The following is a 25,391-nucleotide window of genomic DNA, read 5'->3' on the forward strand; positions in this document are numbered from 1 at the left end:
TCAGAGATTTTAATCATTCATAGATATTAAAAACTCTTCGTTATTTCGTGTTTTCTTAAAACGATCATTGATAAAATCCATCGCTTCAATTGGGTTCATATCCGAAAGGTATTTCCTCATGATCCACATGCGGTGTAAGGTATTTTGATCCAATAACAAATCGTCACGACGTGTACTAGAAGAGGTCAAATCAATTGCAGGGAAGATTCGTTTGTTAGCAATTTTTCGATCCAATTGTAATTCCATATTTCCAGTTCCTTTGAATTCTTCAAAGATAACTTCATCCATTTTAGAACCCGTTTCGGTCAAAGCTGTAGCAATAATACTCAACGAACCGCCGTTTTCTACATTTCTTGCAGCACCAAAGAAACGTTTTGGCTTTTGCAACGCATTGGCATCAACCCCTCCACTTAACACTTTTCCTGACGCGGGTTGTACTGTATTGTACGCTCTAGCTAAACGTGTAATGGAATCCAAAAGAATCACCACATCATGCCCACATTCTACCAAACGTTTTGCTTTTTCCAAAACGATGTTGGCAATTTTCACATGCTCTTGTGGTTCTCTATCAAAAGTAGAAGCAATAACCTCGCCTCTAACGCTTCGTTGCATATCAGTAACTTCTTCCGGACGCTCATCGATCAATAAAACAATCAAATAAACTTCTGGGTGATTGGCAGCAATTGCATTGGCGATATCCTTCAACAACATGGTTTTACCCGTTTTTGGCTGCGCCACGACCATACCACGTTGACCTTTTCCGATAGGCGAAAACAAATCCATAATTCGAGTAGAAATCGTAGATTGTTTTTCGGCTAATTTAAATTTTTCAGAAGGAAAAACAGGAGTCAAATGTTCAAATGAAACGCGATCTCTTACTACTTGTGGATCGTGACCGTTTATCTTGAGTACACGTACTAAAGGAAAATATTTTTCGCCTTCTTTTGGAGGACGCACCACTCCTTTTACAGTATCACCTGTTTTTAAACCAAATAAGCGTATTTGCGAAGTAGACAAATAAATATCATCTGGTGAAGCCAAGTAATTATAATCCGAGGAACGCAAAAAGCCATATCCATCAGGCATCATCTCCAATACACCTTCACTTTCTATAATGCCATCAAATTCAAAATCAGCATCTTTAAAATTGTTCTTCTTATTTTTAAAATTAGGGTTTTGATTTCCTGCTGCATTCCCATTCTGATTAGTATTTGCGTTGGGATTCTGATTAGCATTTGGATTTGAATTCTGATTTTGTTTCTTAAGTTGATTTGGATTAATCTTCTTAATCAGCTGCGGTTTTTCAGGAGCATCTGTTGAGTCAACTGCTACTACCTCTTTCGCATTAGTAGTAATTGTATCTGCATCTCCGTTTGTAGCAGGTTTTTCTAATTTAGCTGCCTCTTTTTCACGCTGAAGCGCCATCTTTTGTTCATATGCAGCTTTATTAAACTTCACTGTTTTGTTAGTTTTGGCAACAGGAACTTTACCTTCTTTGGGTTGATCCACTTTCGCTTCTGGTGCTGCGGGCAAAGGATTTTGAACCTCTCTATTCAGGACGTTTTCTTCAATTACTGTCTCCTGAAGAGTTGCTTCGCTACTATTGACAACTAATTTCTCTTTTTTTGACGGAAGAATACGTACTCTTTCTTTCTTAGGTTTTTCTATCTCTGCTTTGTCTTGTACCGTTTCTTTAGTAGGTACAGTAGCGACTGCTGCGTTTTGATATTCTAAAATCAAACCTATTAAAGTTTCTTTTTTGACACCATTAAATTTTATTGTTTTTGCTTTTTTAGCAATTTCTTGAAGCTCAGAAAGCTTCAATTCTTTTAATGCAGCAATATCAAACATGAAAGTTTTATTAAATTATTGTAATTTGGAATTTTGTGTGAAGAAAAAGAAAGGATTTTTTTCTTGAATCAACCGCAAAATGAAGTGCTTACGGATTTATGATGCAATAATACGAATAAAATTCAATCATACAATAGTATTTCTAAAAAAGAAAATATATTTTTGCGTTAGAATATTACTAACAATGATACAACGCATTCAATCGATCTACTTATTTTTAGCCTTTTTGGCTACCTTGGTTTTGCCCTACCTTTTTCCGTTATGGATTACTGCAGATAATAAAGACTATTATTTCATGCAAAACCCAGTTTATGTAGCTCTTTTAGGATTGAGTACTACCCTATCTTTGGTAAGCATTTTTTCATTTAAAAAGCGACAAAATCAATTTGTAATGGGCAGATTGAATATGATATTAAATTTAATTTTATTAGGATTATTTGTATATCGTTCACTAAATTTATCTGGAGAAACCCCATTGGTTTCTGAGAAAGGTATTGGGATGTTTGTACCTGTCTTGGCTATCGTGTTGTTAGTTTTAGCTAACAAAGCCATCAAGAAGGATGAAGATCTTGTAAAATCTGTGGACAGATTGAGATAAACCTATAAACTTAGTTTATTTGTGCGAGGAAAACCCGATTTTTATAAATCGGGTTTTTTTATTTTTGCAGAAAAAATCTTAGATTATCTTTAAAAAAAGAATATATTTGAAAGGTTCAAGATCTATACTATGCAAAATATAAATATTCATTTAGCCGATGATCATCAAATTCTAATTGACGGAATTAGAGCGCTTTTAAACACCATACCTGGCTTTTCTATTGTAGGAACATCCCTGAACGGAACTCACATTTTTGAGGAAGTGACTCAAAACAATACCGATATTCTTGTCCTTGACATCAGCATGCCTGAAAAAGATGGGATACAAGTTTTAAAGGAATTTGCAAAAAAAGGTTTTCCATGCAAGGTCATTATTTTATCCAGCTATGACGATTTAAAAATTGTAAAAGAAGTAATGAAACTTGGAGCTAGTGGCTATCTCACCAAAGAATGCGCCTGCGAGAGCATTATTGACGCCATTAACATAATTCATTCAGGGCAAGAATATTTTTGTAAAAGTGTTCAAAACAAAATTTTCAATACCGCTACCAAAAACAATCCTAAAATAAAACCTTTACCTCTTGGACTCGACGTAACATTAACAGAACGCGAACTTGAGATTATGATTTTAATTTCTTTAGAATACAGTGGCAAAGAAATAAGCGAGCGCTTATACATCAGTACCAATACTGTCGAGACACACCGCAAGAATATTATGAAAAAAATAAAAGCGAAAAACACGATCAGTATTGTGAAATATGCACTTAAAAATCAACTCATTGAAGCTTAATTTTTTTATTTTTTTGTGAATCAAAACTGCCAATGAAATTTTTAAAACAACCTCTTTCCTCTCTTTTTGCGCTACTCTTTTTGTGGTTGTTAACTCTATCTTTTAGTCATGCTCAAGAAAAAAAACTTTCTCGACATGAAATTCAATCTTTATCCCGAGAAGCTGTCAATAACATGCATAATGAGTTGTATGAAAAATCATTAATCCAAGCTCGAACTGCCTTACGCCACGCTATATTATTAAGAGATGATGCTGTAATTGCTCAAATTTACAACATCATTGGAGGAAACTTTGATGGTTTATTAGAATATGAAAAAGCTCTTTTTTATTACAATAAGGGGCTTTTTTTTGCAAATAGAACCAAAGAAACCGAGCTAAAAAACTTCCTACACAATAATCTTGGTAATATTTATTTTTTTGATAAAAAAAACTTTAAAAAAGGGGTGTATCATTATAACAAATCCCTTGGTTATAGTACTCTAACTAAAGATACTGTAAAAATGGTTTTTACCAAAATCAATATAACTTGGGCTTTTTTTGATATTGAAAAATACAAGGAAGGATATAGATATTTGGCGTTTGTGAACACTCATTTTAAAAAATATGGTGACCCTGCTTTAAGTACAGTACTACACATGTTGAATGGAATGTATTTCAAGTTTAAAAAACAACCTGAAAAAGCGACTACCCACTTCACAAAAGCCATAAAAACTGGGATTGAAAACCAAGAAAAATCAGATCTTTCATATACATATTTAGAATATTCTCGATTTTTAAACCAAATTGGCAAACACCAAGAAGCTTATCGAAACTTAGAAAAATACAATCAACTCACTGAAGAAATTAATTCAGAAGATAAAATAAAAAAAGCCAATTTAGCCGGAATTAATTTAGAATTAGATGAGTACAAAAGAGAGATTGACAAAATTGCCGTGACCTATAAAAACAAAGAAACTATTTGGAAGGAGGAGCAATCACGTAATAAAAAAATAGTATTAGTCATTGTAACACTTTCGATTTTAATACTCATCATTTTTTATTTTTTAGCCATAAATGAAAAACTAAAGCAAAAAAACAAACTCAAAGAATTACAAAACCAAAACCAACAAAATTTAATTAATGCCACTATCGATGGACAAGAATCAGAGCGCAGAAAAATAGCTGCATTTCTTCATGATAACATCAGTGCTTTACTTTCGTCTGCAGGGATGCATATCAACGTTTTTTCAAGTAAAAATGAAGAACAATCCGATGAAATCCTAAAAACAAAATACATCCTTGAAGAAGCTCATCATAAAGTTCGCGACTTATCACATGAACTGATGCCAGCGCTTTTGGTCCGTTTTGGGTTGATGTATGCTTTAGATGATTTGTGTGAAAAAAATTCGAATTCCCAAATTCAATTTGAATTCATACATGACTTAGAGATGTCCACTAGATTTGAAGAAGCCTTTGAAATGAAACTGTACTTTATTATTTCTGAGTTGCTCAACAACATCCTAAAACATAGCAAGGCTTCTCATGCAAAACTACATGTAGCATTAATTAACAATCAACTACATATCCTTGTAAAAGATAACGGAAAAGGATTTAATGAAAACAGTTCAAGCATCGAAGGATTTGGAATTAATAGAATCAAAGCCAGAATTCACAGTATGCATGGAGAAATTTACATCGTGTCTGATAACGAAAATGGAAGTTCTATTGAACTCATTGTTCCAGTTATAGCATGATGATAGCTACTTTCAACGCTTTATTATAAAAACAAAAAAACAGCTAATAATACCGATACATTCAACGAATAGTAAACCAGAAAACAATTTTGAAGTACACATGAATCCACTACTAAATTCTTTTGGAAAAATAATTTTTAAAATTTGTTGGTACCTTTTACCTATTATCTGCTATTCACAAAATGAAGTTGTCACAGAACAAAAAATCCAAAAACTACTCAATCAAGCCATTGAAAATTGGAAAAATGACCGTTACGAAACGTCCTTAAAGCAATCCAATCTCGCGCTCTCTAAAGCACTACTACTCAAAGACAATAAATTAATTGCGAAATCTTATAACGTAATTGGAGTGAATTTCGATGATTTGTTCCTATTAGAAAAAGCATTTTTCTATTACCAAAAAAGCTTAATATTTGCCCAAAAAACCGAAGATGACACTTTAAAAGGAAAAATTTACAACAATCTAGCCAACATTTATTTCTTTGAAAAAAAAGAATATAAAAAAGGTCTAGAACATTACCAAAAATCATTATTTTATACAGAAAAAATTGCCGATACCAGTAAAATATTCTTAAGAAAATTAAACATTACTTGGGCTTTTTTTCAAGAAAATCAATTCTCCAACGGCAAGAGTTCTTTGGATTACTTAAATAAATACCAAAAAAAATATGCTGATGAATCAACACTCACTATACTCAATATGCTAAACGGTATGTATTCTGAATACCTAAATGATTATCCAAAAGCTGCTCAATTTTATCAAAAGGCCATAAAATTTGGTATAAATAGCAATGAGAAATTTGATTTATCAGTTGTATACTATAATTATTCCCTTTTTCTAGCCAAAACTAAACAATTCAAAGAAGCCTACACTTACGGTAAAAAATTTGAAGATTTAACCAATCAAATTCAAAACGACAGCAAGATAAAAACAGCCAAAAACACAGGGATTAATCTTGAAGTTGAAGAATACAAAAGAGAAATAGCCACTATTGCTTCAACTTTCAAAACCAAAGAAACCTTTTGGATGGAACAACAAGCTCAAAACAAAAAAAAGGTAGTACTAATCATCGTATTTTCATTACTAATATTTTTTCTTTTTTATGCCGTTTCGTTACATGAAAAATACAAGCATAAAGACAAAATTAAAGAGATTCAAAACAAAGTACAACAAAACATAATCAATGCTACTATTGATGGGCAAGAGTCTGAACGGATGAAAATTGCCACGGTATTACACGATAATATTAGTGCGTTATTATCATCTGCAGGCATGCATTTGAATGTTTTTAGTACCACTACCCAAACACCGAGCGAAGAAATCCTAAAAACAAAACACATTCTCGATGATGCTCATCACAAAGTAAGAGACCTCTCACATGAACTCATGCCTTCCTTACTCGTTCGTTTTGGTTTGTTTTTTGCCTTAGAAGATTTATGCGAAAAAAACTCCAACTCCAATATCAAGTTTGACTACAGCAACACCATCGATATTGAGACTCGATTCGATGAAACATTCGAAATCAAACTCTACTTTATTGTTTCAGAATTGATAAACAATATACTAAAACACAGTAAAGCCAACTACTCCAAAATTGAAACCATCATAGAAGATCAACAACTTCATATCACCATTCAAGACAACGGAAAAGGATTTAATGACCTTCAAAAAAACAGCACCGATGGTTACGGAATCAACAGAATCAAAGCACGAATCAACAATATGAAAGGGGAATTTGTAATCACCTCCAAAAAAAATCAAGGAACAACCATCAAACTTATTATTCCTGTTGCGTAATTATTTTTTCATTTCGACAATTTCCAAGTCTTTAATTTTATCGCCATCAATCACAAATCGCAACAGTGTACGAACCTGATGAAAACCGCTTTTTCCAGCAGCACCGGGATTCATGTGTAACAAATTATGCTTCTTATCAAACTGAACTTTCAAAATATGAGAGTGTCCACAAATAAATAACATAGGCGGATTCGTTGCCATTTCATCTCTAACAGCAGGATTATATTTCCCAGGATAACCGCCAATATGCGTAATCCAAACCGAAACTTGCTCACACACAAAACGATTGTGTAAGGGAAATTCAATTCTAGCTTCATTCCCATCAATATTACCGTACACTGCTCGCAAAGGCTTGTGTTTTTTTAGCGTATCGGTCACATTCAAATCTCCAATATCACCTGCATGCCAAACTTCATCAGCCCAAGCTACATGTTTCAAAATCGCCTCATCGATGTGGCTGTGCGTATCTGATAGCAAAAGAATTCTGGTCATACTATGGAAGATTAAAAATAAAAGACAGCAAAAATAAACGCTTCTCTCTCATTCTAGCCAAAATTTGAAGTTCTTTTTTTGGAGCCAAACAAAAGGCTAAAAATAAACAGGGATTCCCGCTGTCCTTCCTATCTTTTTTTTATACCTGTCAGGTTTTAAAACCTGACAGGTATAAAAAAAAGGATATTCCCTCCCATCGGGGCTAGCATCAAACATTCGGCATTTATTCAGGCAATTACAAAAATGATATAAAAACAAAAAAATCACTCTAAAGATTGTAAATTTGCAGCCAATAAAACAAGCAATCGTTACCATACCTTTGTAACGCATTAAAACGATTACAACCCAAAATCACAAAACATCTTGAGGTACTTTATACAATTAGCCTATAACGGAACTGCTTATCACGGTTGGCAATACCAACCCAATGCCAGCTCTGTCCAAGAAACGCTGAACAAAGCTCTTTCGGTGCTTTTGAACACCACTATAAATATTATGGGGGCTGGTAGAACCGATACTGGCGTACATGCCAGCCAAATGTATGCTCATTTTGATAGTGAAAAAAAACTAGAAACAGCAACCTTGGTACACAAACTCAATTCGTATTTACCAAAAGATATCGCCATATTTGACATTATCCCCGTAAGCGATGAAGCGCATTCCCGATTTGATGCTACCAAACGCACTTACGAATACCATATCAATACCCTAAAAAATCCTTTTCTAGAAGGATTGAGTTGGTATTACCACCAAGATTTGGATGTAGCCTTAATGAATGAAGCTGCTAAATTATTATTAAATCATACCGACTTTCAGTGCTTTTCGAAAGTGAATACTGATGTAAATACATTTGATTGCACTATATTTGACGCAGTTTGGAGTAAGGAAAAAGATCGTTTGATTTTTACCATTTCCGCCAATCGTTTTTTGAGAAATATGGTGCGTTCTATTGTAGGAACATTAGTCAATGTGGGATTACATAAAATCACTTTGATTGATTTTGAAAACATCATAAAAAGCAAAAACAGAGAAAAAGCAGGTTTTTCGGTTCCAGCGCATGGTTTGTACTTAACCGAAATCACTTATGAATACCTAAAATAGCCCCGATAGTAGTGGAAATCCTTTTTTGTTTTTCCTTTAAAAACAAAAAAGATTACTTCACTAAACTTTTATTAACATAGGAGTTCAGTGAATTACATTTGAAGCGAATAGCGGGAAATAGCTCCTAAACATGAAAGCAAAAGCATTCGATACTCGATTATTCAAAAGAATTTTAAAATATACAAAACCCTATCAATTACGATTCAATGGGGTCATTGCCTTTGCCATTTCCTTATCGGTTTTTGCAGCTTTACGTCCGTATTTGTTAAAGCAAACAGTCGATGGATACATCAAAACCCATGACCAACAAGGTTTACTTTTGTATGTGTCTTTGATGGGAATTGTATTGCTTCTAGAAGTTTTTTCGCAATTCTATTTTGTGTTTTGGGCCAATTGGTTGGGCCAAGATATTGTAAAAGACATCCGAATTAAATTGTTTGCACATTTGCTTAGTTTTAGGATGAAATACTTTGATTTGGTTCCTGTTGGACAAGTCGTAACCCGTTGTGTATCGGACATTGAAGCCATTGCTCGTATTTTTAGTCAAGGCCTTTTCATGATTATTAGTGATTTGATGAAAATGCTTGTGGTGCTTATTTTTATGTTCTATATGAACTGGAAACTCACTTGGATTGTCATTGTAGCCATGCCGGTTTTGGTCTTTTTCACGCGTATTTTTCAAAAGAAAATGCAAGTGGCTTTTGAGGAAGTACGAACCCAAATTGCGAATATGAATACTTTCGTTCAAGAACGCGTAACAGGAATGAAAATCGTTCAGTTGTTCAATCGTGAAGATATTGAGTTTGATAAATTCAAAAACATTAATGATAAACATAGAAAAGCGTGGATAAAAACAATTTTGTACAACTCCATTTTCTTCCCTATTGCTGATATTATCTCGTCATTGACGTTAGGATTTATCGTTTTGTATGGTGGAATCAAAATATTGAACGGTGACAACTTTACCACATTTGGAGATTTGTTTTCGTACACTATGTTTATAGGAATGCTATTCAATCCCTTGCGCCAAATCGCGGATAAATTCAACGAAATGCAATTGGGAATGATTGCAGCCAATCGTGTGTTTGACATTTTGGATACCGAAGACCAAATTCAAGACAAAGGAACAGTAGAAGCGCCGATTTTCAAGGGAAATATTTCGTTCAAAAAAGTACGATTCGGCTATATCCCTGACGAAGAAGTGGTAAAAGGTATCGATTTGGAAGTAAAAGCCGGACAAACCATTGCTATTGTGGGTTCTACAGGCGCAGGAAAATCGACTATAATTAATTTATTGAATCGTTTTTACGAAATCAACAGCGGTACGATTTGTATTGATAACGAAAATATCGACAACTATTCATTAAGTTCTTTACGAAAACAAATAGCGGTGGTGCTTCAGGATGTGTTTTTATTTGCAGATACTATTTACAACAACATTACCCTTAATAATCCAGAAATTACAAGAGAGGAAGTAGTAGCTGCTGCCAAAAAAATTGGAGTACATGACTTTATCATGAGTTTGCCTGATGATTATAATTTTGACGTAAAAGAACGCGGGGTTATGCTTTCGTCTGGTCAACGCCAATTGATTGCTTTTTTACGTGCTTTTGTTTCTAATCCGAGCATTTTGATTTTAGATGAAGCCACTTCTTCTATTGATACGTATTCAGAGGAATTGATTCAGCGCGCCACCGAAACCATTACACAAGGTAGAACTTCAATAGTGATTGCACACCGTTTGGCTACAATTGTAAACGCTGACAAAATCGTAGTTATGGACAAAGGCTTAATTGTAGAACAAGGAACCCATTTTGAGCTATTGAATTTAGAAAATGGTTTTTATAAAAACCTTTACGATTCGCAGTTTTCGATAGCGAATTAATTATTAAACTAATTAATTCTTACTTAGTAGTATGAAAAAACTCGGTTGTTATCTTCTAATTTTCTTAGCTTATTCTTGCATACCGTACAAAATTGCTCCAACTATAGAAGGAGAAAAAATAATTAAGGCAAAAAAATTTAAAAAAGACTTACCGAATTTTTACGGATACATTTTTGAAGACCCCAAGAATGCAAATGAGTTTTATAATTTCATCAACACTAAATACAATTTGAAGCATTTCAATGTCGATTCAAATGTGCCAATTACTATCAATAACACTAGGTATTATTTATCTTTTTTTGAACGTGAGAGAACAACAGAAACAATAAATTTGATCCCATTTATTATAGATGCTGATAGAAATAGTAAAGGAAAAGAGTCATTATTAGAAGATTTTTACGCAACTAGAACAGGTTTTTGGTATTTAGTGCTAACAGTAACGGACACGGAAATTAAAGATTGTCTTAATCCAAAATATCCGCAACATGAGGAAGTCCTCAATCATTTGAAAAAATTAAAAAACGAATATTTTTCAACAAGCAATTATATGGAAGCTTTCTTAAAAATGAAATAATAGTTTTTACGGATGCTACGAACTAATAAACTTTTGAAAGGTCTAATTTTTTTTAAAATAAATCCTTAATTTCGCAACTTGAAATTAATTTAGAAAACACATACAAATGAAATACGATATTATAGTTTTAGGAAGTGGGCCTGGAGGTTATGTAACAGCCATTAGAGCGTCACAATTAGGTTTTAAAGTAGCTGTAGTTGAAAAAGAAAATCTTGGTGGCGTTTGTTTGAACTGGGGGTGTATCCCAACTAAAGCCTTACTAAAATCAGCACAAGTTTTTGATTATTTAAAACATGCTTCTGACTATGGATTGACTGTAAAAGAATTTGACAAAGATTTTGGTGCTGTAGTTAACCGCAGCCGAAGTGTAGCTGACGGAATGAGCAAAGGCGTTCAGTTCTTAATGAAAAAAAATAAAATTGACGTTATTGACGGATTTGGAAAGCTAAAAGCTGGAAAAAAACTAGACGTTACTGATAAAGAAGGAAAAGTTACTGAATACAGTGCAGATCACATTATCATTGCTACTGGAGCTCGCTCTCGTGAGTTACCAAACTTGCCGCAAGATGGAGTAAAAGTAATTGGATACCGTCAAGCAATGACATTACCTACACAACCAAAATCTATGATTATTGTAGGTTCTGGAGCGATTGGAGTGGAATTTGCACATTTCTACAACTCTATGGGAACCAATGTAACTATCGTTGAGTTCATGCCAACTATCGTTCCTGTTGAAGACGAAGACATTTCAAAACAAATGGAACGTTCTATGAAAAAAGCAGGAGTTAAAATCATGACTAACTCTTCTGTAGAAAGAATCGATACTACTGGTTCTAGTGTAAAAGCCTATGTAAAAACGGCTAAAGGTGAAGAAGTTTTAGAAGCAGATATTTTATTATCGGCTGTTGGAATCAAAACCAACATCGAAAACATTGGATTAGAAGAAGTAGGTATTGCTACTGATAGAGATAAAATTTTAGTGAACGCTTATAATGCCACTAACATTCCTGGTTACTACGCTATTGGAGATGTAACTCCTGGTCAAGCTTTGGCACACGTTGCTTCTGCAGAAGGAATCAACTGTGTTGAAAAAATTGCAGGTCTTCATGTAGAACCAATCGATTACGGAAATGTACCAGGTTGTACTTATGCAACGCCAGAAATTGCTTCTGTTGGTTTGACAGAAAAACAAGCCAAAGAAAAAGGATATGAATTGAAAATTGGAAAATTCCCATTCTCTGCTTCTGGAAAAGCAAAAGCTTCTGGAGCTGCAGATGGTTTTGTGAAAGTAATTTTCGATGCCAAATACGGCGAATGGTTAGGATGTCATATGATTGGAGCTGGTGTTACGGATATGATTGCTGAAGCAGTTGTAGCTCGTAAACTAGAAACTACAGGTCACGAAATCTTAAAAGCCATCCACCCTCACCCAACTATGAGTGAAGCAGTTATGGAAGCCGTTGCTGATGCTTATGGCGAAGTAATTCACTTGTAACCTTCAGTTTTAGAACCTCTTAAATAGATTATAAGATAAATATAGAATCCGTTTTGTGTATAACAAAACGGATTTTTTTATGTAATTTCATTTTACCATAGAATTAACTGTTGCTGTATTGTAAAAACCAATTTATTCTATAAATTTACTAGGATTTAAAATAAAAAAATAAAACCATGACTTATAACAACATACTTGAAACAATCGGTAACACACCCCATGTAAAAATCAACAAACTATTTGGAGAAAAAAAATCGGTTTGGATAAAATTAGAACGTGCCAATCCGGGTGCTAGCATCAAAGACCGTATTGCTTTAGCCATGATTGAAGATGCAGAACAAAAAGGAGTATTGCAAAAAGGTAGCACTATTATTGAAGCTACTTCGGGCAACACTGGAATTGGTTTAGCTATGGTTGCTGCAGTAAAAGGATACCGACTTATTTTGGTTATGCCAGAATCGATGTCTATAGAAAGACGCCGTTTAATGAGTATCTATGGTGCAGAATTTGTATTGACGCCGCGCGAAAAAGGAATGAAAGGCGCAATCGAAAAAGCGCAAGAACTAGTAAACGAAATCCCTAACTCTTGGTCACCGCTACAATTTGAAAACCCAGCAAATATTGAGGTGCACAAACAAAAAACAGCACAAGAAATCATCAACGCCTTTCCAAACGGAATCGACTACCTCATCACAGGAGTAGGCACTGGCGGACATATTACGGGCTGTGCCGAAATCCTAAAACAACACTTTCCAAATCTAAAAGTATTTGCGGTAGAACCAGAAGCTTCTCCAGTAATTAGTGGAGGTGCGCCAAGTCCACACCCAATTCAAGGGATTGGTGCAGGTTTTATACCCACCAATTTACACACTGAAATACTAGATGGCACCATACAAGTTAGCAAAGACGAGGCATTTACTTATGCACAAAGAGCCGCTAAAGAAGAAGGAATCCTGTTAGGCATTTCATCTGGTGCCTCTTTAGCCGCTGTAGCTAAAAAACTAAACGAAATCCCAGATGGTGCAACTGTACTTACTTTTTGCTACGACACCGGCGAACGCTATTTGAGCATCGAAGGATTGTTCGAATAACATAAAATTGTATAAAGCAAAAAACCTGACAACTTTACAATTGTCAGGTTTTGTATTTTTAAAAAAAAGCCTTAGACGCCTTTCAACGCCTCAATCAATAAATCTAAATCTTCTTGAGTAGATAAATGACTGAACGATATTCGCAAACTTGGTTTTTTCAAATCAGCTTCCGAAAGCATTTCAGCCAGCACATGCGAGGGTTTCACACTTCCCGACTGGCAAGCACTTCCTCTCGAAACAAAAATCCCTTTCATATCCAAATAAAACAAAATCATGGCTGTTTTATCCGCTGAAAAAGGCAATTGTACATTCAAAATCGGATAAAAAGTAGCAACTCCATTTTCTTTAACTCCAGGAAAATGCAAAGCTAATTGTTCCAAACAATACTGTTTTAGAGCACTAATTTGCTGCTGCTCAGCTTCTAAATTGGCATAAGAAATTTCCAAAGCCTTTGCCATTCCAGCAATTTGATGAATTGCTTCAGTACCAGAACGCAGTCCTTTTTCTTGTTCTCCACCAAAAAACAAAGGCTGCAAACCCGAATTTTTTCGAATAAAAGCAAAACCAACGCCTTTTGGACCGTGAAATTTATGGGCACTGCTCACAATAAAATCTACAGGAACTTTTTGTAAATCCAAAATCGCTTTGCCTACAGATTGCACCGTGTCCGAGAGAAACAAAGCATGATGCTCTTGACAAATTTGTGACACACGTTCCAAATCCAAAACCACCCCCGTTTCATTGTTCACATGCATTAAACTCACCAACGTTTTCTCCGTAGATTCAGAAAGCAAACTCACTAAATGCGTCAAATCAAGAACGCCATCAACCGAATTTTCTACATATTCCACTTGAACACCAAACTCCTTTTGCAATTCCAAAATAGGATACAAAACCGCGTGATGTTCCATTTTGCTCGAAATAATTCGCCTCACTTTCAAATCCTTCACTGCCGAACGCAAAATCCAATTATTGGCCTCTGTCCCACCCGATGTAAACAAAATCTCTTGCGCCGTAGCATTCAAAGCCTTGGCAATGCTCTTTCTAGACAGTTCCAAAATACTTTTGGCGTGACGACCCAAACTATGCGTAGACGACGGATTTCCGTAATCTTGCGCCATACATTCTACCATTACCTGAATCACTTCGGGACGCATCGCAGTTGTAGAAGCATTGTCGAGATATACTTTTTTCATAATTAAATACTTTTCATTTTTATTTGGGCGTGCCCCGCCAGAAAAAGTCGGGTCGGGCATCCGTTCCCGCTTTTTTTAGAGACAAAAAAGTCTCTAAAAAAGAGCTCCACTTCTACCCTCACGCAAACCCTGCAAAACCAGACGTTCTTTAGGTAACCAATCGTTTCTCTTTCGATTTTTTCAATAATTCCAAAATCACTTTCTTATTAAAAATCACAACAGAAATCAAAATCAGTACATAAGAAAAGAGCTGAATTCCATTTATTTTCTCTTTGAAATACAACAAAGCAATTGCAAAATTAATCATTGGATTGATATACATCAAAATTCCAACTGTCGCAGAGGAAATTCCTTTCAATGCAAACAAATTTAAAAATAAAGGAATAATCGTAAAAAAGACCACAATACATAACAAACAACCATAAAACAAAGGTGTTGTAGGCAGTGGGCCGCTATAAATTGGATAAAATGGCAATATCAACAGCGCAATAAAAAGCAATTGTACATTGAGTACCAAAAGCTTATCCATTTGATTGTTTTTTCGTTGACTTACTAAATAGAGCGCATAAGTTGCCGCAACCACCAAGCTATAAAAAATATCATGCAAATCATTCATTGACAACAACAAACAACTCACAACACTCAATGAAACCGCTAACCATTGCGTCTTTGAAAGTGTTTCTTTTAAAAGAAAAAAGGCAAAAACGGTCGTCAGTATCGGGCAAATCAAGTAAGCCAAGGAACCTGCCTTCACACTAACGTGATTGACAACATAAATAAAAATAAACCAATTCGAAGCCAGTATTAAACTTCCTCCTAATGTCAACCACAAAATGGTTTTCTTAACTTTTGGTTCAAAATTTTGAAAAAGAGCCCAATTCTCTCGAATCACGCTTTTTCTTAAAACAACATTCAAAAGCGTTAAAAGTACAACACTCAAAAAAACGCGGTAAAAAAGAATGTCCAAAGAAGGAAAATCGGCAATAGGTTTTAGTGCCAAGCTGAAAAATCCCCAAATAAAGAAAGCGGAAAATGCAGCTAGATAATGTTTCGTTTGTTTCATTTAGATTAAATAGGACGGCAAAGGTACTAATTTCATTTGGCTTGTCTTTTTCATCCAAAACAAATCGGCTACATTAACATCATTTTAAAAAAGAGATGAAGCGGATACCAATTAAAAATTCTATTTTTGCTTAAAATAAACTCTATAATGAAACGATTTTTAGGTATCTTATTCTTATCACTAATTTTGAACAGTTGCGATGATGGCGACCTGTTTTTAGAAGATATTAATTTTGACAATGCCACGGTGGCCAAATGCGAAACTAATGGTATTATTTACAAACTCAACGAAAAAGAAGCCTTATTGCTGGAGCTTCCACGATTAGTTTTACCAAACGAAACCAAAACGCAATCTGTTATCATCGGTGGTGAAAATCGGGTGGTGTATCGTTTCTACGATGGAAAAGTATCGCAAGCCAACATTTGCGAAACTATACCTCCTGGAACACCAATTGTAACAGATCAATGGAATGCAACAGCCGGTATTGTTGAAATTGCATCGACACCGATCAAAAAAATTGATGAGACCAACAATAGTACTCGAATTACAGGCTATAATCATTTTATAGTATTGAGAAATATTACTTTTAAAAAGTCAGACGGTAAAGATCAAACTTATCCAGAGTTTGTTTTTGGAAATCAGGTGACCACGGCCACTTTGCTACCTTTTGCTTTCACTCAGGCGCTAAACCGATGTACTGTTTCAAAAAATATTTATAACTTTATTAAGAGTGAAGCATTAACTTTAAGCAATATTGATCCTGAACTAATTAAAAGCGAAAGTACTCCTTTGAATACTCCTAGAGTTGGATTATTGGGTACTACTAAAAATAGTCTAGTCTACAAATCCTATAACGGTTTGTTGACAGGTGATTTTTTCTGTACTACCACACCTCCACTTACACCAACTGTTCTTCAAGAGTGGAAGGCGGCAGCAGGTATTGCTAATTCTGAAGGCATTATCGAAGTAACAACCACTACTTTTGGCACAGGATATAAACATACGATTATACTTAAGAAAGCAAAAATGACCCGTGGAGAAGACAGCTTTTTATTGGGTGACACCTATATTTACGGAGAATTAATCACCAATTAACACTCAAATCAACAATCAAAAAAAGGTCAATTCTTTACTGAATTGACCTTTTTTTGATAAAAATTACTTTGCGTTTTGCTTAAAGTATACTTCAGTTGCCCCTAAACCATATTTTTGATAATTGGCATCTTGAAACGAAACATTGTCATAACGTCCTAGTAGAAAATCCAACTCGGCTTTCAGTACTCCTTCTCCAACGCCGTGGATGAAAACGATTTTAGGAATCCGATTTCGGATGGCAAATTCAATATGGCGTTTGGCGGTATCGGCTTGCAAAGTTAGAATATCATAATTCGTCATACCACGCTTATTGGGTACTAATTTCTCAATGTGCAAATCAAATTCAGGTACGCCAACTTCCTTTTTTTCTTTGCGTTCTTTTACAAAACTTCTGGGTGTTGGAATCGTTTTTTCTTTGATAATTTCATCTACATTAATCCTTCTAATAGCATCCATTAAATTACTCGATTGGTTCATGTTAAGTAATTCATGAGTTGCAAAATTCATTACAAAACCATCTTCGGTTTCAATAGTAATTTGGGTTCCATTGATAGCTAGAACAATACCATTAATATCGTCGTCTAGTACCGCTACTTTATCTCCTTTATTCCACATCATTTTCTTCTTTATCTTGATTTTTACTTGGCGTTTTACCACTTAATCGCATCATTCCATACATGAAAATAATCATAGCCATAACTATCAAATAAACATTTTTATCTGGTTTAGTTTGTTCATAAAAAGCAACTCCTATGGCTACTGCCACTATCAAAATCATCAATTTCTTCATTTCAAAAAATTTCAAGCTCCAAAAATAAGAAATAAAACTGGTGAGATCGATTATTGAAAAAGGAATCGGCTTTTTTTTGTAAAATTGTATCAAATTAATGACGATGCATTTAGAAGAATATATGATTCCTTGTTTGAGCAAAACACTTTTTGGTATAGAATGCTTGGGTTGTGGATTTCAACGCGCCCTGCTTTTGTTGCTAAAAGGAGAATGGAGTACCGCGTTTGTTATGTATCCAGCAGTATATTCCATGCTTACAATGTTAGTGGGAATTCTTTTGTTTTACACCACCAAAAAAACAACTTTTACCAAAAAAGGTTTAACTGTTTTAATAGCAATTAATCTCTTCTTTGTCATTGGTGGCTATACCTACAAACATTTTTTGATTTAAATTACTTTTTCATTCGAGTAAAAATATCATTCATAATTTCGATTTAATGATCATTATTTAATGATTAAACTCTCTTTTTTAAGCTAATTTTCGCGATTAATTCAAGGTAACTTACTAAAAAAGAAACAAATTTATAGTCCTACAAAATCTATCTAATAAATAGGAAAAATTATGATTTATTGCCACAAAAATTAGTTACATATCTAAAAAACATCTTATTTTTACGTTTTCGAATTCATCTTATAATCTTACTATTGTGTCAAGACATCAAATTATTCAAAATATTCATTCGCAAAAGAGTCATTTGTCTATTAATTATAGTATAAAAACCAAAACAGAAGCTTTTACTGAAAAACTGTTTTATACCCTTTTTGATTCAAATGCTCCTTTAGACCAAAGTATTGATGAATTGGAGGTTCAATTCAAAGAAATTGCAAAAATTGCTTGTAAAAAAGCAACCACCCATTGTGAAAGTGCTTGGGATAGTTTCCTTGAAAAATTGCCTTTGGTTTTAGAACAACTCAATCAAGATGCGGCTTACATTCTTATAAATGACCCCGCTTCGAATAGTATCGAAGAAGTATATTTAGCTTACCCAGGTTTTTACGCTATTGCCATTTATCGTTTAAGTCATGAATTGTATTTACTGGATTTATTGCTTTTTTCAAGGTTAATGAGTGAATACGCACACCGCATTACGGGTACAGACATTCATGCAGGAGCTACCATTGCTTCGCCATTTTTTATTGATCACGCCACTGGAATTGTAATTGGAGAAACCACTGTAATCGAAGAAAACGTCAAAATATACCAAGGAGTCACTTTGGGTGCGCTAAGTGTTAGTAAAGAAATGAAAAATGCTAAACGCCATCCAACCGTTGAAAAAAATGTCTGCATTTATGCCAATGCCACTATACTTGGAGGCGAAACTGTAATAGGACAAAATAGTATAGTAGGTGGAAATTCATGGGTAACAAAATCAATACCAGCCGATTCTACTGTATTAAACACAACAACAACTGAGGTTAAGATAAAAGAAAAACGATAATGAAACCACAAAAGTTAGTCGATCTTATTGGAAACACACCATTAGTAATAAGTCAAAATTTAGTACATAATCCCAACGTAAAATTGCTTCTAAAACTTGAAGGAAACAATCCTGGAGGAAGTGTAAAAGACCGTGCAGCCTACAATATGATTAAATCTGCAATTGAACGAGGCGACATCAAAAAGGGCGATAAATTAATCGAAGCAACCAGTGGAAACACAGGCATCGCTTTGGCCATGATTGCACAATTATTCAATATCGAAATTGAATTGGTTTTACCTGAAGATTCCACCATAGAACGTACACAAACCATGAGAGCTTATGGTGCCACCGTAATCTTAACACCCGCAAGTACTGGCATCATTGGCTCAAGAGATTATGCCGACAAAAAAGTTGCAGAAGGCGGTTATATCATGCTCAACCAATTTGCCAATGACGACAATTGGAAGGCACATTACAACACTACAGGTCCAGAAATTTGGGAAGACACCGAAGGAACCGTAACCCATTTTGTATCGGCGATGGGGACAACAGGAACTATTATTGGTACTTCAACCTATTTGAAAGAAAAGAATCCATCGATTCAAATTATTGGGGCACAACCTAGTGATGGCTCTCAAATTCCGGGTATTCGCAAATGGCCACAAGAATATTTACCTAAAATTTTTGATGCTTCAAAAGTGGATACCGTTATAGAAGTAACTGAAGCCGAAGCTAGAGCCATGACTCAACGTTTAGCTAAAGAAGAAGGCATTTTTGCTGGAATGAGTAGCGGTGGTTCAGTAGCAGCTGCAGTAAAAATTGCCGAAACCTTAGAGTCAGGAGTCATTGTCGCTATTATATGTGATCGTGGTGATCGTTATCTGTCTTCCGATTTGTTTGATTAAAAACAGATTCAGATTATAAAAAAATCCCGTTCGATTGGACACGAACGGGATTTCTATTTTAATAAATATTGCAGATTATTTTTTGCTCCACTCTGCTATACTGTCTTTATTCATTTTTACATAATCTTGGTTTTTAGCGGCTTCAGCAGCGGCAAGAGACAATTTTGCAGTTTCTATTGCTCCCGCTTTATCACCTTGTTTGGCTTGAATCAAAGATTTTAAACGTAAATACCAAAAAGGCTTTTCTTTGGTCATATCCAAAGCTTTGTCAATATAGGTTCTAGCTTTGGTTATATCACCTTCTGCTTGAAAAATGTATTGTGCCGAAGAAAAATAATCCCCTGCTGTTGGACCTGCTAAAACTTTTTCAATACTTGCGGTAGCTATTTTTTGAGTAGGCACTTCAAATTTCATTGATACTGAAGAATTTTCCCAAGCTAAATCCAAATGCCCTGAATTCAAATCCAAATGATTAATACCAATAGTAAATGATTCTACTGCTTTTGGTAAAGCTTCTTCTTTAACAGTAGTACGCAAGGCTACATTTTCTTCTTTGAATTCTTCTGGCAACCCCCAATTGTCAGTTGTACTATAAAAAATAACTTCCCAACTACCAATTTTTGGAACAGTATACAAAGCATATTTTCCTTTTTTCAAGGTTTTACCATCAATCACTACATCATCTGAAAATGAAATAGTAGTATTCGCGTTAGCTCCCGTTCTCCATAATTTTCCAAAAGGAACTAAGTTTCCAAAAACTGGTCTTCCTTTGGCCGCTGGTCTTGAATACACCACTTCTACATCCGTTAGTCCCACTGTTTGCATAATGGTCGCTTTTGGACTAGGAGCAGGCGTTTTTACTTGCGCCTCGATAGTGAAATTAGCAATAAAAATTGCTAAAGCAATAATGATTTTTTTCATGATACTTTTTTAAGTTAGTGCTTCAAATTTACAAATAAGATTCAATATTTTAACTCTTTAACATTAAAAACCCAATTTCGAAATCGTATTAGCATTTAATTCAGTAAAATCTTGAATAATAGTATCTGCGGTAGACAAGTCTTGATCTTTGGAATGAAAACTTTTGTACCCCACGCAAAAAATTCCTGCGGCATTAGCTGCTTTTACACCATTGGTACTATCTTCAATTATGATGCATTTTTCTTTCGGAGCAGTAGACAAATTGGCCGCGTGCTCAAAAATGGCTGGATGCGGTTTGGATTGCGGAAAATCTTCGCCACTTACAATATGCGAGAAGTATTGATGTAAATTAAATCTTGTGAACACTCTATCAATAGTCACTTTTGAAGCTGATGAAGCCACGATTAACTGCATTCCGTTTTGATGTAAATCTTTAATCAAATTTTCTACTCCAGCCAACAATTCCAAATCTTCTTTAGTATCAAAAGCATCATTAAAACGGTTGCGTTTTTGCTGAATTAAATCTTCTACTTCCAGTTGTAAATTGAACTGATTTTTCAAAAACTGAAAAGTATTTCGAGTTGAAAAACCAGTAAAAGAAGTATACATTTCCTCGGGAACGCTAACATTTAATTCATCGAATAATTGGTAATAGGCATAACGATGAACAGGTTCTGTATCTACAATTACCCCATCCATATCAAAAATTACAGTTTGTATCATATTTTTTTTAAGTTTCTAAGTTGCTTTGTTTGTTTTGAATTGAACTAATCACTAGTTACTAGGTACTAGCCACTAAGAACTAATTCTTCAGTAAATATCGAATTACAGTTTCGGCGGCATGCAAACCAAAAAGACCTGGCATATAGCTATTGGTCCCGTAAAAAGATTTTTTAAAATTAGTACCATCTGTTAATTTTAAACTGGTTGGATCTTGAATTTCGGAAGAAAAAACCACTTTCAATTTGTATAAATTATGTGCTTTCAAACGTCTTTTGATCGTTCGAGCAAAACTGCAATTGATGGTTTTAGAAATATCAGCAACTTTAACCTTTGAAGCTTCCATTTTTCCTCCAGCACCCATGCTACTAATAATTTTTACTCTATATCTTTGGGCTCCTAGAATTAAATTGATTTTGGGAGTTACACTATCAATACAATCTAATACGTAATCATAGTCATTATTTACGATTTCGAAGGCGCGTTCTGGTGAAAGAAATTCTTGTACTCGGGTAAGGTTAAGTGCGGGATTGATGTCCATTAATCGGTCGCCAACGACGGTTACTTTGGGTTGCCCTACAGTGGAATGTAAAGCTGGTAATTGACGATTAATATTGGTAATATCGACCACATCTCCATCTACTATGGTCATCTTTCCTACGCCTGCTCTTGCCAAAAACTCGGCAGCAAATGAGCCTACTCCTCCTAGTCCTACGACTAGTATATTTGCATTTTGTAATTTTTGTAATCCTTCGGCTTTAAATAAAAGCTCCGCTCTTTCGGTCCACTCTGCCATATTCTTTGTTTAAAGTTATTCTTTGTTATTTGATTATTTTATAAACATTTGAGTCATTTTAGTTTTTGCTACTTATTATTTTAAGCACAATGAAAGTGCATAAGAGTAAAACTTGTTTGTTCTTGAAAGCGTAGTTATTAATTTCAACTTTTTTAAACTGATTAGTACAACTTTCAATGACTGATATGTTTCTGTTTTTATTTGAATCTATTTTCTTTTTTAAAATGTTTCCTAAAAATCCCCAATCTTCTCTTCTAGCCCCGGTAGGAGCGGCATCCTTTGCTTTTTTTCTTTAAAAAAGCAAAGATATAGCGGATAACGGGACTTTGCTGGCTAAAATGCCTATTTTTTCTGCTCCTAAAAACTCATTACATTCTAAAATCAATCGAGAGTTAGTCCAAAAACTCGCTTTATGTTTGCGTTGATTTGTTGCTGTATGGCTTCAACGGTTGTGTTTTTGCATTGGGAGGCCAAAGCGTAGACTTCTTCGATTCCGTTTTCGATGGTATCGGTTTCTAGAAAGAACTGATGGTTTGGCACTTTTTGAAAAACGCTTGCCAAGGCTGGATTTTGAACCAAATACTTCCCAAAGGATAGATAAAATCCGTTGTTGAGTAACGATTGCGCCACGATTTCGTTCTTTGAGAATCCGTGAATGAGCAACGGAACAGTGATTTTTAACTTTTTGCTACTAGCAATTACCTCCTGATACGCCGCCACACAATGAATCACTACAGGTTTGTTGTACTTTTGCGCCAAATGCAATTGTTGTTCAAAAACGGCTTGTTGCACCTCTAACGGAATGGCAATTCGCTTGTCTAAACCGCACTCGCCTAAAGCCAAACAATTAGGGTCTTGGAGTTGTTGCTCGATGATTTCCAAATCGTTTGCTATCCGTTCCTCCACAATATACCAAGGATGAATGCCTATGGAATAATAGGAAAAAGAGTTCTCGAACTCGTTTGGATACTGATTAACCAACTCGATTCGGCTGGGATTTTGGGTGGCTTTGTGCGTATGTAAATTGAAATATTTCATTTAGTCGTGAAACTTTTTTACTCCCGCATTTATGGCTACTGGTAAATCATTTTCAAGCGGTACTATGGGACAAGAATATTTGTGATTGTAAGCGCAATAAGGGTTGTAAGCCGTATTGAAATCGATAAAAATGGTATCAGTTGTTGGGATTTTCAAATCGATGTAGCGTCCGCCTATGTAACTTTCTTTGCCGCAAGTCAGGTCAGAAAAAGGCAAAAACAAGTAGTCTATATATTCTTTCTTTTTGGAAAGTTCGATGTTTTGATAAATATTGAGTACCAAAGCTTTTCCGTCGATTGTGAAATGCGCTTCTCCGAATTTAATGTACAAAGGTTTTCTTGTGGTAGAGGTTTTCATTTCAAACACCTTCTCATTTGGCGTGCGAACAAAACGGGCTTCAATTTGTAAGTTGGGATTGTAAGGAAAAAAATCCAAGCTTGTAAAAACGGCTAAATCCTCTTTGAGCAAAGGACTTTTTTCAGGGGAGGCATATTCTGCATTGAGTTCTTTTTGGAATTTTTCTACAGCTTCGCTACCTTTTTGAGCTTGTCCGAAAGTCCAATTTGAGCCAATAATCATCAATACAACAAGTGCTTTTTTCATCTTTGAGTCGTTTTTGGCAAAAATAACTTAAAGTTAGCAGTCAGCAAAGTGCTTCCAAACAAAGTTACTACCTTTGGCAAAACGAAAAAAAAGATGCTGACCACTGCCATTCAACGCTATTTTGACAATTACCGAGGCTTTTCGAGAGAAATTTGGATACTTACTTTAATGACTTTCATCAATCGAGCTGGAACGATGGTGTTGCCTTTTTTGTCCAAATACTTGAAAGAAGACCTTGGTTTTTCGTTTAGCCAAGTCGGTTGGATTATGGTCTGTTTTGGTTTAGGCTCTATGCTCGGTTCTTGGCTAGGTGGAAAACTATCTGACAAAATTGGGTTTTACAAAATAATGATTTTCAGTTTATTTACTACTGGAGTATTGTTCTTTTTTGTGCAATATGTCACTTCCTTTTGGGGATTGTGCTTCAGTATGTTCTTTATTATGTCAGTTGCTGATATGTTTCGACCCGCGATGTTTGTTTCGTTAGGAACTTATGCCAAACCAGAGAACAGAACGAGAGCCTTGACATTAGTGCGATTGGCCGTAAATCTAGGTTTTGCGGCTGGACCAGCCTTGGGTGGTTTAATCATTATGGGAATGGGCTATCAAGGATTGTTTTGGGTAGACGGTGCTTCGTGTATTGTTTCTATTTTGATTTTTGCCCTTTTGGTAAAGGAAAAGAAAAGCACTATCGACAAAGAAAAACTGAAAGAAATCAATGCTACAAGAATATCTGTGTTTAAAGACACGGTTTTTTGGATTTTCTTGTTTGTGTGTTTCATCACGGCAGTATTATTTTTTCAACTATTTACTACTTTGCCTTTGTACCATAAAGAACAATTTGGATTGACTGAATTTCAAAGTGGATTGCTATTGTCGTTGAACGGATTGATTATCTTTTTCCTAGAAATGCCTATCGTAAGTGCGTCACAACGCAAAAATGTGAACAAACTCAAAATCATTCTTTGGGGCTGCGTTTGTATGTCATTTAGTTTCCTAGCGTTGTTGTTCAATTTTTGGGTGGGCTTTTTAGTGATTAGTTTATTGTTTATCACTTTTGGAGAAATGTTCATTTTTCCTTTTTCGAATTCTTTTGCTTTGAGTCGAGCTCCCAAGGGACACGAAGGGCGTTATATGGCACTTTTTACGATGAGTTTTAGTTTGGCTCATATTGTTAGTTCCAAAACTGGAATGGATATTATCAGTCGATTTGGCTACCAAAACAATTGGCTTTTTATGGCTTTCTTGGGCGTAGTATCCATTTTGGGTTGTATTTGGGTAATGCGATTGGTTCGTAAAGAAAACCAATAACTCCCTATTTTACTGCATTTTGAGACAATAAATTTTTAACTAACTTAAAATTTAGTTAAATAACTATATTTTTAGTTTGCTAACTACAAAAATAGTTGTAGGTTTGTTTTGTCATTAAATCAAAC

General features: G+C 34.9%; 25 protein-coding genes. 14 read left to right on the forward strand and 11 right to left on the reverse strand.

Annotated elements, in window-relative coordinates; all coding sequences use genetic code 11:
• Positions 1-9 precede the first annotated feature (9 nt).
• A complete protein-coding gene (gene rho / locus AO58_RS0113075; protein WP_024982133.1) occupies positions 10-1,851 on the reverse strand; it encodes a transcription termination factor Rho in 1,842 nt (613 codons plus the stop codon).
• Between the two features lie 184 nt (positions 1,852-2,035).
• On the opposite strand from rho, the gene AO58_RS0113080 reads away from it, so the two are divergent.
• The 4 genes from AO58_RS0113080 to AO58_RS0113095 all read left to right on the forward strand — a co-directional run bounded on the left by AO58_RS0113080 (position 2,036) and on the right by AO58_RS0113095 (position 6,769).
• Complete coding sequence (locus tag AO58_RS0113080) at positions 2,036-2,449, forward strand: DUF4293 domain-containing protein (RefSeq protein ID WP_024982134.1); 414 nt, start codon at positions 2,036-2,038, stop codon at positions 2,447-2,449.
• Between the two features lie 129 nt (positions 2,450-2,578).
• A complete protein-coding gene (locus AO58_RS0113085) occupies positions 2,579-3,238 on the forward strand; it encodes a response regulator (protein ID WP_024982135.1) in 660 nt (219 codons plus the stop codon).
• 32 nt (positions 3,239-3,270) lie between these two features.
• A complete protein-coding gene (locus tag AO58_RS0113090) occupies positions 3,271-4,971 on the forward strand; it encodes a tetratricopeptide repeat-containing sensor histidine kinase (RefSeq protein WP_024982136.1) in 1,701 nt (566 codons plus the stop codon).
• Positions 4,972-5,071: 100 nt separating this feature from the next.
• The gene (locus tag AO58_RS0113095) at positions 5,072-6,769 is read left to right on the forward strand and encodes a tetratricopeptide repeat-containing sensor histidine kinase (protein WP_024982137.1); all 1,698 of its coding nucleotides are present in this window, start codon (positions 5,072-5,074) and stop codon (positions 6,767-6,769) included.
• Here the strand turns inward: AO58_RS0113095 and AO58_RS0113100 are convergent, their stop codons facing one another.
• Positions 6,770-7,261 carry a metallophosphoesterase family protein gene (locus AO58_RS0113100; protein ID WP_024982138.1) on the reverse strand — a complete coding sequence of 164 codons (492 nt, stop codon included), beginning with the start codon at positions 7,259-7,261 and terminating at the stop codon, positions 6,770-6,772.
• Between the two features lie 363 nt (positions 7,262-7,624).
• Between AO58_RS0113100 and truA the strand changes: the two genes are divergently transcribed.
• The 5 genes from truA (at position 7,625) to cysK (ending at position 13,407) form a co-directional block, all read left to right on the forward strand.
• Positions 7,625-8,362, forward strand: coding sequence for a tRNA pseudouridine(38-40) synthase TruA (gene truA / locus AO58_RS0113110; RefSeq protein ID WP_024982139.1), 738 nt, complete (start codon positions 7,625-7,627; stop codon positions 8,360-8,362).
• Positions 8,363-8,492: 130 nt separating this feature from the next.
• Complete coding sequence (locus AO58_RS0113115) at positions 8,493-10,247, forward strand: ABC transporter ATP-binding protein (RefSeq protein ID WP_024982140.1); 1,755 nt, start codon at positions 8,493-8,495, stop codon at positions 10,245-10,247.
• 31 nt (positions 10,248-10,278) lie between these two features.
• Positions 10,279-10,821, forward strand: a complete 543-nt coding sequence (locus AO58_RS0113120) for a hypothetical protein (protein WP_024982141.1) — start codon at positions 10,279-10,281, stop codon at positions 10,819-10,821.
• 106 nt (positions 10,822-10,927) lie between these two features.
• Entirely contained in the window at positions 10,928-12,316 is a 1,389-nt protein-coding gene (gene lpdA / locus AO58_RS0113125; protein ID WP_024982142.1) for a dihydrolipoyl dehydrogenase, read from the forward strand.
• Positions 12,317-12,492: 176 nt separating this feature from the next.
• Positions 12,493-13,407 carry a cysteine synthase A gene (gene cysK, locus AO58_RS0113130; RefSeq protein ID WP_024982143.1) on the forward strand — a complete coding sequence of 305 codons (915 nt, stop codon included), beginning with the start codon at positions 12,493-12,495 and terminating at the stop codon, positions 13,405-13,407.
• A 71-nt stretch (positions 13,408-13,478) separates the two neighbouring features.
• Here cysK and AO58_RS0113135 read toward each other — a convergent pair whose 3' ends face one another.
• Complete coding sequence (locus AO58_RS0113135) at positions 13,479-14,603, reverse strand: cysteine desulfurase family protein (protein WP_024982144.1); 1,125 nt, start codon at positions 14,601-14,603, stop codon at positions 13,479-13,481.
• A gap of 148 nt (positions 14,604-14,751) precedes the next feature.
• Positions 14,752-15,666 carry an EamA family transporter gene (locus AO58_RS0113140; RefSeq protein ID WP_024982145.1) on the reverse strand — a complete coding sequence of 305 codons (915 nt, stop codon included), beginning with the start codon at positions 15,664-15,666 and terminating at the stop codon, positions 14,752-14,754.
• Positions 15,667-15,813: 147 nt separating this feature from the next.
• Here AO58_RS0113140 and AO58_RS0113145 point away from each other — a divergent pair, with 147 nt between their 5' ends.
• Positions 15,814-16,761: a hypothetical protein gene (locus tag AO58_RS0113145; protein WP_024982146.1), complete on the forward strand. Its 948-nt coding sequence runs from the start codon at positions 15,814-15,816 to the stop codon at positions 16,759-16,761.
• A 63-nt stretch (positions 16,762-16,824) separates the two neighbouring features.
• Here AO58_RS0113145 and AO58_RS0113150 read toward each other — a convergent pair whose 3' ends face one another.
• Entirely contained in the window at positions 16,825-17,376 is a 552-nt protein-coding gene (locus AO58_RS0113150) for a DUF8465 domain-containing protein (protein ID WP_024982147.1), read from the reverse strand.
• Positions 17,366-17,551 (reverse strand): hypothetical protein, encoded by a 186-nt coding sequence (locus tag AO58_RS0113155; protein ID WP_024982148.1) that lies wholly within the window; start codon positions 17,549-17,551, stop codon positions 17,366-17,368. The genes AO58_RS0113150 and AO58_RS0113155 overlap by 11 nt, the downstream gene beginning before the upstream one ends.
• Before the next feature lie 103 nt (positions 17,552-17,654).
• Here AO58_RS0113155 and AO58_RS0113160 point away from each other — a divergent pair, with 103 nt between their 5' ends.
• From AO58_RS0113160 to cysM, 3 genes are all read left to right on the forward strand, one after another.
• On the forward strand, positions 17,655-17,942 hold the full coding sequence (locus AO58_RS0113160) for a DUF2752 domain-containing protein (protein ID WP_024982149.1): 288 nt from the start codon (positions 17,655-17,657) through the stop codon (positions 17,940-17,942).
• 256 nt (positions 17,943-18,198) lie between these two features.
• Entirely contained in the window at positions 18,199-18,990 is a 792-nt protein-coding gene (gene epsC / locus AO58_RS0113165) for a serine O-acetyltransferase EpsC (protein ID WP_024982150.1), read from the forward strand.
• On the forward strand, positions 18,990-19,877 hold the full coding sequence (cysM, locus tag AO58_RS0113170; protein ID WP_024982151.1) for a cysteine synthase CysM: 888 nt from the start codon (positions 18,990-18,992) through the stop codon (positions 19,875-19,877). The genes epsC and cysM overlap by 1 nt, the downstream gene beginning before the upstream one ends.
• Positions 19,878-19,952: 75 nt before the next feature.
• On the opposite strand, the gene AO58_RS0113175 is transcribed toward cysM, so the two are convergent.
• The 5 genes from AO58_RS0113175 to AO58_RS0113195 all read right to left on the reverse strand — a co-directional run bounded on the left by AO58_RS0113175 (position 19,953) and on the right by AO58_RS0113195 (position 23,955).
• Positions 19,953-20,798: a DUF2911 domain-containing protein gene (locus AO58_RS0113175; protein WP_024982152.1), complete on the reverse strand. Its 846-nt coding sequence runs from the start codon at positions 20,796-20,798 to the stop codon at positions 19,953-19,955.
• Between the two features lie 63 nt (positions 20,799-20,861).
• On the reverse strand, positions 20,862-21,521 hold the full coding sequence (locus tag AO58_RS0113180; RefSeq protein WP_024982153.1) for an HAD family hydrolase: 660 nt from the start codon (positions 21,519-21,521) through the stop codon (positions 20,862-20,864).
• A 79-nt stretch (positions 21,522-21,600) separates the two neighbouring features.
• Positions 21,601-22,314, reverse strand: coding sequence for a tRNA threonylcarbamoyladenosine dehydratase (locus AO58_RS0113185; protein ID WP_024982154.1), 714 nt, complete (start codon positions 22,312-22,314; stop codon positions 21,601-21,603).
• A 381-nt stretch (positions 22,315-22,695) separates the two neighbouring features.
• Entirely contained in the window at positions 22,696-23,352 is a 657-nt protein-coding gene (locus AO58_RS0113190) for a TatD family hydrolase (RefSeq protein ID WP_024982155.1), read from the reverse strand.
• The gene (locus tag AO58_RS0113195) at positions 23,353-23,955 is read right to left on the reverse strand and encodes a DUF1684 domain-containing protein (RefSeq protein ID WP_024982156.1); all 603 of its coding nucleotides are present in this window, start codon (positions 23,953-23,955) and stop codon (positions 23,353-23,355) included. It lies immediately after the preceding gene.
• A gap of 93 nt (positions 23,956-24,048) precedes the next feature.
• On the opposite strand from AO58_RS0113195, the gene AO58_RS0113200 reads away from it, so the two are divergent.
• Positions 24,049-25,266, forward strand: a complete 1,218-nt coding sequence (locus AO58_RS0113200; RefSeq protein WP_024982157.1) for an MFS transporter — start codon at positions 24,049-24,051, stop codon at positions 25,264-25,266.
• Positions 25,267-25,391: the final 125 nt, after the last annotated feature.

Source organism: Flavobacterium succinicans LMG 10402 (assembly GCF_000611675.1).
Taxonomy (GTDB): domain Bacteria; phylum Bacteroidota; class Bacteroidia; order Flavobacteriales; family Flavobacteriaceae; genus Flavobacterium; species Flavobacterium succinicans.

Excerpts from the sequence above, each read along its gene's own strand:
- AO58_RS0113100 (WP_024982138.1), bottom strand. The coding sequence starts at position 7,261 with ATGACCAGAATTCTTTTGCTATCAGATACGCACAGCCACATCGATGAG.
- cysK (WP_024982143.1), top strand. The coding sequence starts at position 12,493 with ATGACTTATAACAACATACTTGAAACAATCGGTAACACACCCCATGTA.
- AO58_RS0113080 (WP_024982134.1), top strand. The coding sequence starts at position 2,036 with ATGATACAACGCATTCAATCGATCTACTTATTTTTAGCCTTTTTGGCT.
- AO58_RS0113155 (WP_024982148.1), bottom strand. The coding sequence starts at position 17,551 with ATGAAGAAATTGATGATTTTGATAGTGGCAGTAGCCATAGGAGTTGCT.
- AO58_RS0113160 (WP_024982149.1), top strand. The coding sequence starts at position 17,655 with ATGCATTTAGAAGAATATATGATTCCTTGTTTGAGCAAAACACTTTTT.
- AO58_RS0113135 (WP_024982144.1), bottom strand. The coding sequence starts at position 14,603 with ATGAAAAAAGTATATCTCGACAATGCTTCTACAACTGCGATGCGTCCC.
- AO58_RS0113150 (WP_024982147.1), bottom strand. The coding sequence starts at position 17,376 with ATGTGGAATAAAGGAGATAAAGTAGCGGTACTAGACGACGATATTAAT.
- AO58_RS0113195 (WP_024982156.1), bottom strand. The coding sequence starts at position 23,955 with ATGAAAAAAGCACTTGTTGTATTGATGATTATTGGCTCAAATTGGACT.
- cysM (WP_024982151.1), top strand. The coding sequence starts at position 18,990 with ATGAAACCACAAAAGTTAGTCGATCTTATTGGAAACACACCATTAGTA.
- AO58_RS0113145 (WP_024982146.1), top strand. The coding sequence starts at position 15,814 with ATGAAACGATTTTTAGGTATCTTATTCTTATCACTAATTTTGAACAGT.
- AO58_RS0113095 (WP_024982137.1), top strand. The coding sequence starts at position 5,072 with ATGAATCCACTACTAAATTCTTTTGGAAAAATAATTTTTAAAATTTGT.
- AO58_RS0113175 (WP_024982152.1), bottom strand. The coding sequence starts at position 20,798 with ATGAAAAAAATCATTATTGCTTTAGCAATTTTTATTGCTAATTTCACT.
- AO58_RS0113090 (WP_024982136.1), top strand. The coding sequence starts at position 3,271 with ATGAAATTTTTAAAACAACCTCTTTCCTCTCTTTTTGCGCTACTCTTT.
- AO58_RS0113185 (WP_024982154.1), bottom strand. The coding sequence starts at position 22,314 with ATGGCAGAGTGGACCGAAAGAGCGGAGCTTTTATTTAAAGCCGAAGGA.
- AO58_RS0113190 (WP_024982155.1), bottom strand. The coding sequence starts at position 23,352 with ATGAAATATTTCAATTTACATACGCACAAAGCCACCCAAAATCCCAGC.
- AO58_RS0113085 (WP_024982135.1), top strand. The coding sequence starts at position 2,579 with ATGCAAAATATAAATATTCATTTAGCCGATGATCATCAAATTCTAATT.
- AO58_RS0113115 (WP_024982140.1), top strand. The coding sequence starts at position 8,493 with ATGAAAGCAAAAGCATTCGATACTCGATTATTCAAAAGAATTTTAAAA.
- AO58_RS0113180 (WP_024982153.1), bottom strand. The coding sequence starts at position 21,521 with ATGATACAAACTGTAATTTTTGATATGGATGGGGTAATTGTAGATACA.
- AO58_RS0113120 (WP_024982141.1), top strand. The coding sequence starts at position 10,279 with ATGAAAAAACTCGGTTGTTATCTTCTAATTTTCTTAGCTTATTCTTGC.
- rho (WP_024982133.1), bottom strand. The coding sequence starts at position 1,851 with ATGTTTGATATTGCTGCATTAAAAGAATTGAAGCTTTCTGAGCTTCAA.
- AO58_RS0113200 (WP_024982157.1), top strand. The coding sequence starts at position 24,049 with ATGCTGACCACTGCCATTCAACGCTATTTTGACAATTACCGAGGCTTT.
- lpdA (WP_024982142.1), top strand. The coding sequence starts at position 10,928 with ATGAAATACGATATTATAGTTTTAGGAAGTGGGCCTGGAGGTTATGTA.
- AO58_RS0113140 (WP_024982145.1), bottom strand. The coding sequence starts at position 15,666 with ATGAAACAAACGAAACATTATCTAGCTGCATTTTCCGCTTTCTTTATT.